The organism is Lysinibacillus sp. 10T31 (assembly GCF_056394365.1).
On record NZ_JBFTHS010000014.1, the window covers coordinates 46,448 to 59,000 of the forward strand.

General features: G+C 34.8%; 11 protein-coding genes. All 11 read right to left on the bottom strand.

Annotation, left to right across the window (positions count from 1 at the left end; genetic code table 11):
• Window positions 1–54: 54 nt before the first annotated feature.
• The 11 genes from AC1DCY_RS10025 to AC1DCY_RS10075 all read right to left on the bottom strand — a co-directional run bounded on the left by AC1DCY_RS10025 (window position 55) and on the right by AC1DCY_RS10075 (window position 12,510).
• Window positions 55–1,698 carry a glycerol-3-phosphate dehydrogenase/oxidase gene (locus AC1DCY_RS10025; protein WP_477349706.1) on the bottom strand — a complete coding sequence of 548 codons (1,644 nt, stop codon included), beginning with the start codon at window positions 1,696–1,698 and terminating at the stop codon, window positions 55–57.
• Window positions 1,699–2,265: 567 nt separating this feature from the next.
• Complete coding sequence (locus AC1DCY_RS10030) at window positions 2,266–2,841, bottom strand: RloB family protein (RefSeq protein WP_477349708.1); 576 nt, start codon at window positions 2,839–2,841, stop codon at window positions 2,266–2,268.
• 127 nt (window positions 2,842–2,968) lie between these two features.
• Window positions 2,969–4,249 (bottom strand): AAA family ATPase, encoded by a 1,281-nt coding sequence (locus AC1DCY_RS10035; protein WP_477349710.1) that lies wholly within the window; start codon window positions 4,247–4,249, stop codon window positions 2,969–2,971.
• 459 nt (window positions 4,250–4,708) lie between these two features.
• Window positions 4,709–5,881, bottom strand: coding sequence for an MFS transporter (locus AC1DCY_RS10040; RefSeq protein ID WP_477349712.1), 1,173 nt, complete (start codon window positions 5,879–5,881; stop codon window positions 4,709–4,711).
• 155 nt (window positions 5,882–6,036) lie between these two features.
• Window positions 6,037–6,348: an ArsR/SmtB family transcription factor gene (locus tag AC1DCY_RS10045; protein WP_477349714.1), complete on the bottom strand. Its 312-nt coding sequence runs from the start codon at window positions 6,346–6,348 to the stop codon at window positions 6,037–6,039.
• 123 nt (window positions 6,349–6,471) lie between these two features.
• Window positions 6,472–7,398, bottom strand: coding sequence for an NAD-dependent epimerase/dehydratase family protein (locus tag AC1DCY_RS10050; protein WP_477349716.1), 927 nt, complete (start codon window positions 7,396–7,398; stop codon window positions 6,472–6,474).
• Between the two features lie 328 nt (window positions 7,399–7,726).
• Complete coding sequence (locus AC1DCY_RS10055; RefSeq protein WP_460011419.1) at window positions 7,727–8,254, bottom strand: YceI family protein; 528 nt, start codon at window positions 8,252–8,254, stop codon at window positions 7,727–7,729.
• Window positions 8,255–8,489: 235 nt separating this feature from the next.
• Window positions 8,490–9,059, bottom strand: coding sequence for a manganese efflux pump (locus AC1DCY_RS10060; RefSeq protein ID WP_477349718.1), 570 nt, complete (start codon window positions 9,057–9,059; stop codon window positions 8,490–8,492).
• A gap of 221 nt (window positions 9,060–9,280) precedes the next feature.
• Window positions 9,281–10,999, bottom strand: coding sequence for a methyl-accepting chemotaxis protein (locus AC1DCY_RS10065; RefSeq protein WP_477349720.1), 1,719 nt, complete (start codon window positions 10,997–10,999; stop codon window positions 9,281–9,283).
• A 205-nt stretch (window positions 11,000–11,204) separates the two neighbouring features.
• Window positions 11,205–11,387, bottom strand: a complete 183-nt coding sequence (locus AC1DCY_RS10070; protein WP_477349722.1) for a hypothetical protein — start codon at window positions 11,385–11,387, stop codon at window positions 11,205–11,207.
• Between the two features lie 124 nt (window positions 11,388–11,511).
• Complete coding sequence (locus tag AC1DCY_RS10075) at window positions 11,512–12,510, bottom strand: HD domain-containing phosphohydrolase (protein ID WP_477349724.1); 999 nt, start codon at window positions 12,508–12,510, stop codon at window positions 11,512–11,514.
• Window positions 12,511–12,553 lie beyond the last annotated feature (43 nt).

Sequence of the window (12,553 nt, forward strand, 5' to 3'; positions counted from 1 at the left end):
TCTGCTGAAAGAAGTTAAAAAGTGAGGTCGCCATTAAGACGACCTTCCTTTTTATTATAATGCAGTTGTAGCTCTTGTTATTTCTAAATTTAAATCTTTTTCATATTGCGTACGTTGTTCAGTAGACCAATGTAATTGTTTTGCCATTTCATCTAATATCGCGTCTTTATATTGTTTCACAAGAGCGATATTAAAGAACATATACGCTGTACGACGAATCATAAAGTCGTTTGGATGAGCAACCATTTCCTGATGGATACCATACAATAACTGCGCATATAGCCCTTGTGGTAAAACAGGATGTTTTTCTTTAGCATATTCAAAAACAGTATCCACATTAGAACCATAATGATGTGCTAAATGTTTCGCTTCCTCTTCTGATAATCCGATATCAATACCCATTTTTGTTCGTTTTGACACGAAGGCATGTAAGTTTTGGGAGCCCCCAACATCTCCACCAGAAATATGAATATTCTTTGTATGACATGGTTTAGATGCAATGCTAAATTGTTGTTCTAAATCTTGTGCAATCTTATTTAAAACTGTTTCAGCCATTTTACGATAACCTGTTAATTTACCGCCAGCAATTGTCACAAGACCCGAAGAAGATTCCCATACTTCATCCTTACGAGAAATTTCAGATGGATTTTTACCTTCCTCATGAATTAATGGACGAACGCCTGCCCAGCTTGATTCTATATCTGCATCAGTGACGTTAACTTTTGGAAACATGTAATGAATTGCCTTCATAATATAATCACGATCTTCTTGTTGGATATTCATTTCTTTGGCATCGCCTTCGTAAAATGTATCTGTCGTTCCAACATATGCTTTCCCATTTCGAGGAATCGCAAACACCATACGGCCATCAGGTGTATCAAAATAGACAGCTTGACGTAATGGAAATTTAGATTCATCAAAAACGATGTGCACACCTTTTGATAAAATTAAGTGCTTGCCATTTTGTTCCCCTTCAATATTACGAACCTCATCTACCCATGGACCTGCAGCATTCACAACTTTTTTTGCACGAATAGTAAACGTGTTATGGGCAATCAAATCTTGTGCTACAATACCATTAATTTTCTTTTGGTCATTGTATAAAAAGTTTTCTGCCTTTGTATAATTAATGAGCGTAGCGCCTTTTTCGATGGCAGCTTTGGCAACTTCGACTGTCAGACGTGCATCATCTGTACGATATTCTACATATACACCACCGCCGCGTAAGTCCTCACCTTTAACCAAAGGTTCTTTTTCCATTGTTTTTGCAGCATTTAACATATATCGACGCTCAGAACGTTTAACCCCTGCTAAAAAATCATAGACACGTAAGCCAATATTCGTTGAGAATTTACCGAATGTGCCACCTTTATGAAATGGCAGTAGCATCCAAACAGGAGTTGTTACATGTGGACCATTTTCATAAACGATCGCACGCTCTTTTCCTAAATCTGCAACCTCTTTTATTTCAAATTGTTTTAAATAACGAAGTCCACCATGCACTAATTTTGTCGAACGACTAGATGTACCAGCGGCGAAGTCTTGCATTTCAACTAACGCTACAGATAGACCACGAGCAATTGCATCAAGTGCGATACCACAACCTGTAATCCCACCACCGATAACCAATAAATCGTATTCTTTACTTTCTAATTCTACAATCGTTTGTTGACGTTGTATTGCTGAAGCTGTGCTCATAATGAAATTCCTCCTTATTTAAAGCGAAAAAAAGAGACCATTAAAAGCACATGTACAAATGTACATATGTTTTTAATGGTCTCTCAATCGCTCAAACCTAGTATATTAACTTAATTTCATTGTAGTCTTTTTAGAAAGAAAAGGCAAGGTAGATCGTCTGGAAAAATTACGAATACAACATACACTTTTCAATCATTTATAGGTTTAAGGTCGCGTCATATGTACAGTTCAATTGTCATGGCTTCTGATATTATTCCCAAATACAATTAATTTATTTATTTACATATTGAGTGTAAGATAAATAAATTTTAGTTGTACTCGTCGCTTTGAAAAAGTGCCACTCCAATCAACTTAATATATGTCATACTTTTAAAAATTGTTATCCCCATCTTTAGTACTGAGATATAAAAATAGCAGGCTATCCATTAAGTGACGGAAAACCTGCTGATTGGCAATTAATTATGCCTCGGCATAATTGTAGCTGACGCTTTGCTTTCGCTACAGATAAACAATGCGTCCGGAATCGACTTTGTGCTTCACAAAGAACTCTTTTTTTGCCGAAGGAAGTTAAAATATGTATTGTATCATTTCATGTATGTTGCAATAAGGATTGTCACGACTTTCCGTCTTGCGGAGTGCCATCATATCTGTGCAATTTTTAATAGCGACCTCATGTCGAAGTGCGATAGGTGCAATGACTGATTCATCCGCTTTATGACGAAAATAACGTGTTACCCCTAGATGCTGCTCCATCTTGTCATTTAATACAGCACGAGGATACTTTTCAGATAGATCGACTTCTTCAAAATGCAACAATAGCCATAATTCGAATGCTTCATTTGAATAGGCAATATGAATATTATTCTCCTCACAAAAGTCATTAACTTCCTCTAATTGCCTTTCAGTTAAATCATCTTTATCAAAAACAATCCAAACCTCATCAAAATATTGGTAGCTTGAATCTCGAAAAGCATGCTGGGCTAGCTTAATAGCCGAACGCTTGACGTTTTTTATTTTAACACTTACCAATTTTGAGCGCTTTAAAATACGCATTTGCTCAAAATAAATGCGTTCGGTTTCACCTTCACAATAAATTAAAACTGTTTTACGGAGTGTTCGATTCCCTTGTTGACGCACTCTCACTACTCAGATACCTCCACTTCCTATCAATTATGTCTCGGTATATTGTAGCTGTCGCTTTGCTGTCGCTACGCTTTCGCACAGATAAATTGCCACAGGACGTGGCGTTCTTAGACTGAGTTCCTCTATTTCAGCGGTTTGGATTTCCGCTGAAAGAAGTTAAATATTGATTTGATAAATATTCATTAATAACCGGTGTAGCCCCAAATTCTCCTTTTAAGTAACGCTTGGAATAGGAAATATCCCCACGTTTCTTCTGTAAATCTGCAAAATCAAATAAGGAGTATAATTCGGATTCATTTTTAAAGCTTTTATTTACAAACCATATTTGATCGGAACGTAGTGGCTGATCTAATAAATCAATTTCATGACTTGTGACGACAAATTGATTCGTAACGTTACGCTTGCTGTTCATAATGGCCATTAAAAATTCGCAGATGGACACATGAAATGCTGTATCAAACTCATCTATAAAGATCGTCTTCCCTTTATTGTATGCATCGATTATGACACATGCTAGATGCAGCATACGGACTGTCCCCTTTGAATCCATCGTCCAATTGATCGTTTCCGTCCCGATTGGCGCACCTGCTTCATCGAACGATAAATAGTGCAAATCGATATCCACCTCTTGAATAACCTCTGGAGTGTCAAAATCATAGCCAATAGAATTTTTCTCTCTTCGCTCAACGCGTCTTGCTGTCACATCTTGAATAGAAAAATCCGCAATCTTTAGTAGCTTTATGACCTCTTTCTTAAAAGGCTCCTCTTCAAGTTTACGAATAAGTGGATGACTTGATAACCGATTTGCTTCATCTAAAAACAGTATTTTATGTAAAAACCAATCAAATATTTTCGTAGCATCTGGGTCATTAAAGACATTTAATACCGATAAGAAAGCTGTATTATTACGCGTATATTTTGTCAATTCTAGCGCAGGACCGTGGGCAGTTTCATACAAATATTCTGTCCCATCCCATTGTCTATTAAAGAGCTGCTCTTTCATGGACTTTGTCGTTTTAGTTAGGCCTTCGTAAAGAACCTGCGATGCATTATACTGTACCTCATAATCGTACAGCGCCCCATCTAGTAATAACGAAATCATAAATTCTGTCGGTTGTTCTTGCCGGCCACCTAACTTAAACGGCTGGTAGGGCAAGCGTAGTTGTTTAACATTATTAAGATTTTCAAAGTTAAACAATAAAGAACGTAAAATTTTAATAGCAGTGAATAAGTTTGATTTCCCACTTCCATTTGGTCCGAAAATAAAGGCACTTTTCACAAGGCGAAATGAGTCAAATTCCATCGTATGTGTGTCCTTTAATTTTCGTATACGGCTTCCCGCTACCATTGAAAATAGTGTTTCATCTTTATAACTCAGGCAATTTTTCACTCTAAAATCTACTAGCATATTTGCAAGCCCCCGTTCAATTCCGCAGTATTCCTTTAAACAATTATTATACTATAGTCGCGAAAAAAGACATATTACTCAGAATAATACTAATTAAATTCAGAGTGAATCTATAAATTTCGCCTTGGCGTAATTGTAGCTGACGCTTTGCTTTCGCTACAGATAAACAATGCGTCCGAAGGCTTTGGGCCAACAAATGTTTTTTGCGCGAAAGCGTAGTGCTAACGTAGCGTCAGCAACGTATTTTGTCTGAGTTCCTTCTATTTCAGTAGGTGTTCGGACACCTACTGAAAAGTAACCACATCTACATTCATCTCACCACCTATGAGGTGGGAGACTTCTGTACCTGTCGCACGCTTTCGGTCATAAGACATTTGTAACTGCCGTTTCACTTACGCTATAAAAGACATTTGCTGAAGGAAGTTAAAGTTTCTCGTTTTTCTGGAACAGACAACACATTTAATTTGATGGCGATGGAATACTAGAGTTGAAAAGTTTTATTTTTATTAATATCAATACTAAAGAAAGTAGTGAAAAAATAAAGCCACTCCAAATAAGTTGTTGAATTCCTAATTGAGAAATAATCCAACCCCCAAAGGATGTTCCTAAAGTAATTCCAAGATTTGAAAATGAAACAAATAAGCTATTACCAAATTCAGGGGCTTCTTTAGCTTCACTTATTAACCATGCCTGACTAACGATTAAACCGCCAGAATGTACGATTCCCCAAATGAATACCATAAAAATCATTGGAACGAAATAAGAACCTAAATAATAAACGAATAAGTAAACGAATAAATATAATACCGGAAATAAAATTACAGTTTTCAACATGTTTCTTTGCAAAAGAAATCCAAATAAAAAATTACCTAAAATCATAATTACACCAAATATTAGCAACATAATACTAATCAATGAGCCATTCATGTGAGTGACTTTTGCAAGGTATTCAGCAAAATAACTGTATACCGAAAACATAGCTGCAAAAATAAATATAACAGTTCCTATATTTAACCATAATTCAGTTTTTCGTAATATACCGACTTGCTTGCCAAAAGACATTTTTTCTTTAACAGGCATAGAAGGAAGCAAAATTAATATTCCTATAAAGGCTACAGAATTTACAATCGCTCCAAACAAGAAAGCAATTTCTAATGAAAACTGTTCTGCAAGATAAGAAGTTAATGGTACACCTAAAGCAAAGCCAACCGTAACTCCCAAGAAAACTTTAGAAACTGCTCGACCGCTTTTTTCTGGAGGAACAAGATTAGCTGCAGTTACAAGAGCTATTGAAAAGAATAGAGGGTGAAGTGCAGCAGGTATAATACGAAAAATAAGCATAACTTCAAAATGTGTCGTATAAGCATAAAAAATATTAGAAATAGCAAATATAAATACTGTTGTTAATAAAAGTAGCTTACGATTAATCCCCGACACAAGTAATATTAAAAATGGCCCAGAGATAGCAACAACTAGAGCAAATATACTCACTAATAAACCTGATTGTGCGGTTGAAATCCCAAATTTCCGAGCGATTTGTGGTAATACTCCGACAATACTCATCTCTGTTGTAATAATTCCAAATACACCTATTGCTAGTATAAAAATAAGTAAAGTATTTACTTTTCGCATTAATAAAAATCTCCAATCTTAAATTGATTTAATTGTTGAGCATTGTGACAAATATTGATAGATGTGAAATCATAACTACCCAATATATATATATAATTCTATATATCTGTATAATTAGATGTATTGAACCAAAAAAAAGAAATCCTCCCTTCTATTTATAATTCTTTTTGAACGTACTCTCGAAATTCTTGTATTGTTTTCTCATTCCGACGATAATAAGTCCACTTTCCAATACGTTCGGATTGTAATAATCCAGCTTGTTGCATAGTTAATAAATAATTTGAGATAACCGATTGAGCTAGTCCTGCTTTCGATTGAATATCTCTTACACATACTCCAACTTGAAAACTAATTCCTTGTTGTAAATAAAGTTTTTCATCAAAAAATTCCTCTGGGCTCTTTAACCATAATAATATTTGACGTCTTGTATCGTTTGATAATGCTTTATAGATTTGTGAAGGTTCCATAAAATTCATTATATCTATTTTTATAGATTTGTAAACGGGGCTTTCAAGAAATTTCAAATAAAGAATCCGATTTGTAATTAAAAATTCAACGCCAAGGTTCCTAATCTCCTTGGCGTTGTTATGTTAAATCTCCACTATCTTTTCATCTTGTAACGCTTGCAATGTACGTTCTATGCCTTCCGCAAAAGTAGTTTTTGGTCTCCATCCTATTGCCTTCGCCAACTTAGCGTTATTTAAAAATGAATGCTCAATATCTCCCTCTCTCGCAGGAGCATATTGAATTTCTAAAGGATGATTTAAATGTTGTAATAATAAAATGACTTGATGAATCGACCATGCCTCATTGGTTGCTACATTATAAATGCCCTGTAATCTTGCCTGCACACCAGCATAAATAGCATCCGCAATGTCATCTACATATATGAAATCTCGTGTTTGTTCTCCATCTCCATAAATCGTAAAGGGCTTTCCTTCAATGCTGCTTCTTAGCATGCTAGGGATAACCGCCGCTTCCCCGCGCATATATTGCCTTGGACCGAATACATTAGCAAATCTATAAATCAATGTTGGTAGACGATAATCTTTTTGCCATTTTTCACAGTATGTCTCACCAATACTTTTGTTTAATCCATACATCGAAATCGGTTCACTAACATCTGTTTCTTCTAATGGAGGATAGTGACTATCTCCATAAACAGCTGCTGACGAGGCAAAAACGAAATGCTTTACCTTATATTTTGACGATAAGAAGAGCATCTGACTAAGCCCTACAATATTCGTTAAAACATCCTTTACTGGCTCCTGCATCGATTTTTGAACACTCGTTTGCGCTGCACAATGGATGACCACATCAAATGATGTTTCTTTAAAGAGATGCTCACAAACTTCATCTTCTATATTCAAAAGATAAGATTTATGCTCAAAGTCGACATTGCGTAAATGACCGGTACTTAAATTATCAATAATATAAACATTTGCACCCTCTTTAAAGAAACGTCTCGCCACTGCACTACCAATAAAACCATAACCACCTGTCACTAATACATTCATCCCATCGCCCCCAAAAACAATATGATGTTTTATATGCAGTAATTACTAAAATTATGCAAGTAACTTATTTATTGTGTTATTTTTTGGCAATGTTTTTAGTTTATAAAAAAAAAATGTGCCCGATATGAATCGAGCACATTTTACAAAAATCAATTATGCCTCGGCATAATTGTGTCCGGAATCGGCTTTGTGCTAGCACAAAGAACTCCAACGTGATGTTGGTCACTCAGTCGTGTGTTGTCGTTGCTGTCGCTTCGCTTTCGCACAGATAAATTGCCACAGGACGTGGTGTTCTTAGACTGAGTTCCTCTATTTCAACTGAAAGAAGTTAAGCTGGGTTTACTTCCAGTTCAACTGTAATTTTAATGTCTTTCCCAACTAGAACACCGCCAGTTTCCAATGCAGCATTCCAAGTTAAGCCAAAATCTTCACGATTGATTGATGTTGTAGATTCAAAGCCATAAACTTCTTGGCCCCATGGATTTGTACCTTTACCATTAAATTCAGTATCAAATGTTACTGATTTCGTTACGTCTTTAATTGTTAAATCACCTGTAACCGCATATTCATCATCTGATTTTTTTGCAATGTTTGTAGACTTGAATGTAATTGTCGGATATTTTTCAGCATCGAAAAAATCTGCTGCTTTTAAGTGATTATCACGATCTTCACTACGTGTATTAATGCTAGCTGGATCAATTGTAAAGCTAATGTTTGCTGTTGTTAAATCTGCAAGATCTGCCGCTTCAATATCTGCTGAATAAGTATCGAAAACACCTTTTACTTTTGATACCATCATGTGTTTCACTTGAAAGTTAATTGCTGAGTGCCCTAAATCAATGTTCCATTTTGCCATTATAAATTCCTCCAATTAAGTTGATTTTATCTCGATTTCGAGATATATTTTATAATATGAAGCAACTACATTAATTATGTTCCCTAATTTTTTAAGGGTTAAACATTTGTAGTTACTTCTTTGTACATCCTAGTTAAAAGTAGTTACTAAAAGTAATTGATTACTTTATGTAACTTACTATATATTAATAATTTACTTACGTCAAGTTATTTTTAAATTTTTTTAAAATGTATATTTAAGAAACTATTTCAATGATCCCTATAAGAATTAGTAACCACCCAGAAATAGCGGTTGAGTGTTTTCCAATAAAAGTCTTGGTAAGTAAGACTCCAAAATGAACACCGGCGCCTACTGTTATGAACGAAAAAATACCGATAGAAATAACTGTCCAGATCGCAGAAATACCATTAGCTCCAAGTGCTATTCCTCCTGCTAAACAGTTGGCTGATAAGACAAAGCCGAGCGTCATTGCTTCTCGAATCGAAATTATATAATTTTTATCCTCATCGAATACTTCCGGATTTCCCAATATTCCTTGTTTAGAAAAGCGACTAGATAATAAAGTCCATATCCCAATAGCACAAAGTAAAAGACTTCCTATTAAATTTGCGAAATCTGGAGAGATAAAATTAATAACTACGCTTCCAGCTGTTACTGCAGCGTATGTGACGATCATTGAAATTAGAGCAATTACCGCATTGGATAATACGGGTATCTTCACTCGCTTAATACCATAGGCGAGACCAATCCCTAAATTATCTAAGTTGGCAGCTATCCCAATAAGAATGATGGCTATCCAATGCATTCTTTTCCTCCTCAATAACGTAAAATCCATTCTCACATAGGATATGAAGGGAAAAAATTTTTGTTCATCTATGTTTTGAACGGATTTACTGAGAGATTGGGATTGCCCTTGATTCAATGACTATTTCACATAATGACATAAGCTCTACATAAACGCCAATACCCGCGGAAGACTCGAAATTACTTAAATTTTTTCATCTTTTATTCGCGGGTACTGTTATCTTATAACTTGAAATTATTCAATTGTTTGGAAATCTTCTCAGCAATATTTGCGGTTTCAACGGATGACTCTGCCACATGCTGTATTGCTTGTAATGTTTCTGAAATACTCTTTGCTATATCATTTGACTGATCAGATGACTCTATAGCGACATTTGATACATTTTCGATCGCTTTTTGTATTTCTAGCATAGAATACTTCATCGTTCCAACAAATGTTGTCACTTCAGTTATTAATTTATTAAAGTACATAGCATCTTCTTCATATTGAATTCCACTGTTTTGGAAAAGCTCATAATCAGGTGTTACTTTATTGTCTATAAAGTGTAAAAGCTCTTGCGCATTGATAGACACATTCGTAAATGCTTGTTCTACTTCACTAGTAATAATTTGTATTTTTTGAACGGTTTCAGATGATTGTTCGGCTAATTTCCGGACTTCATCAGCTACAACAGCAAAACCTTTACCTTGCTCGCCTGCTCTTGCGGCCTCGATAGCTGCATTTAAGGCTAATAAATTAGTTTGATCTGCAATATCTGCTATTGTATCGGACATTACTTTTACTTCGGATACGATTTTTCCGGCTTGAATCGCTTCTAAAACTAGCTTTTGTTTATCGTCATATAGATTACGAGCTGTACTGTATGCTTGAACAGCTGTTTCCTTAATATTAATTGCTCTATCTTTTACTTTTCGGGAGAACTCAAGACTATATTCTGTTTTCTCATTTAATTTTTCCGTACTATCAAGCACTTCATTTGCAGTCGCATTTAATTGTTCGGTTGTTGCACTTAGTGTGGTACTCCCCATAGCAACATCCTTTGTAGTTGTATCAATTTCATCCATTGAAGCAGTGATTTCCTCAATAGTGGCAGTTAAATCTTCACTTAAAATACTCATTTGTGCTGATGTGCTACTAACATTAGAAACAAGTTCCTGAATATGTGAAACCGAATTGTTCAACCCTTTAGTGATTTTTCCAAGGTCATCCGAGTATATCACCGGGGCATTTCGCGTTAAATCACCATTTTCAAGTGCAGACATAACATCCTTAATATTGGAGATTGCCTTTTTAACATATCTGCTTAAATAAATTAAAACACCTACACTAATTATATAAACTATTACCACAATAACGATGTTTCTATATAGAGTTTTAGTATATGCTATATTATTTTCTTCGCTTTTTATTTCAGCACTTTTAATATTTATTTTTTCTATTTGTTCCATAAGATCATCTCTTTGCTTCTCTATTTCTAACAGAGGTTTTAGTAATGCATCTGCATTTTCTATATCTGCATCAGAGATAACTTGTTGAAAAATGGATTCTAATGTACTTTTATAACTTTCAAGTACTTGTTCTAAATTCTTACTTAACTTTTCTTCCTCGCTGCTCATTTTTGTATTCTTTAAATCTTGAAAAGAACGACTGTTTTCTTCTTCTAAAGCCGCTATTTTTTCGTAATATTCGATTTTCTCATCATTATTTTGTGAGTTATAAAAAATTTTGAACTTTAAATTAGTTATTTTTTGCTGGTTAATTGAAATATTGCTTAATAAATAGACAGATGTTAAATTATCTTCGTAAATATGCTTTGCATTATCATTCATTTCTTTAACGCCATATATTCCAGTAAACCCTATCATGACAATTGCTATCAACATAAATGTATTCAATATTCCGAATTTTCCAACCAATGATGTATTTTTTAAAAACTTCATATGATCCTCCGTTATATCTATTATTATTTTGACTCATCACCAAAAGTTGTAAGATGACACATTTGTTAAAACGTATACCATATAAGTGATTTGAGTGGAGACTGGACTCCTTCGGGATTAGCAATAGAGGAACGAAGGCTTAAAGCATCACATCCTGTGATAACGCCTTCGTGACTAACATCGTGCCGCTGACGCTACGTTAGCACTACGCTTTCACGCAGAAAACATTTGCCGCTGTCGCTTCGCTTTCGCGCAGAAAACATTTGCCGCTGTCGCTTCGCTTTCGCGCAGAAAACATTTGCCGCTGTCGCTTCGCTTTCGCGCAGAAAACATTTGCCGCTGTCGCTTCGCTTTCGCGCAGAAAACATTTGTTGCCTAAGCGGCTCATCTGACGCCCCCAGTCGGAACGGAAATCAACCACCGTTATGATGATTTCATCTTATTTTTTTACAATATAGATTAATTATGGAAATTAAATATTGTAGTTTCCCCTATAACTCAAAGTTTTGGACTTATAAAACAATACTATTTTTATGAATAACTTTTTCGACAAACACTTCTACTAAATTAGGGTCAAACTTAATACCCTTCTGTTCTTTTAAATAAGAAAGAGCTTCTTCTTTTGTCCAAGCTTTTTTATAAGCTCTATTACTTATTAAAGCGTCGTATACATCTACTATTGAAAGGACTCTCGCCTCAAAAGGAATTTCTTCTCCTTTTAAACCCATTGGATATCCTGTTCCATCCCAATTCTCATGATGATATTTAATAATATTTTCAGCCATTTTTTTGTCATCAAAAACTTTATTGTTCATTTCTTCAGATAGTTTATTCAATACATCTACCCCCATAAGAGGATGCATTTTCATAATTTTTTTCTCATAGACTGTTAGTGGCCCAGTTTTATAGAGAATCGATTCTGGTATACCTGTTTTTCCAATATCATGTAAAACGCTGTATTCTATAACTTTATTTATATACTCTAACGATAAATTATATGTTCTATCTTCAAAGAGGCTTAGTAAGAATTCCTCTAATAACTTTTGCACATTTAAAAGGTGTTCTGCTATACTTACATCGCGCATTTCACTTGATAGAGCTAACAACTTAAATAGCTCCTTTTTGTCAATTTGGTTCTGATTCACTTCTTCTATCAATAATTGTTCCGCTAAGCGCATTACTCCTATATAATAAACAATTCCTTTTATTTCAATTGGCGTAATCGTTATAAATGAGTACCTTAGCTCTAATGATTTGTTGATATTCACCATTGTCCCAGACCATGGTTGTCCTTTTTTTAATGTACTTTTTAACGATTTATACATAACGAATGGTGTTACACTCGATTTTAAACATTCTACCGGTAATCCGATAAGAAATTCTCTTTTATAGCCGGTGATCGTTTCATATTGTTGATTTACATCGATAATTAATTGATCTTCATCAATGATTACAACAGCATCACCCAATTTTAAATAATACGTTAATTCCTTCGGTATATTTTTACACATTTAGACGACTCCTCATCAATTGTTTAATTCATTAGCAAAACTA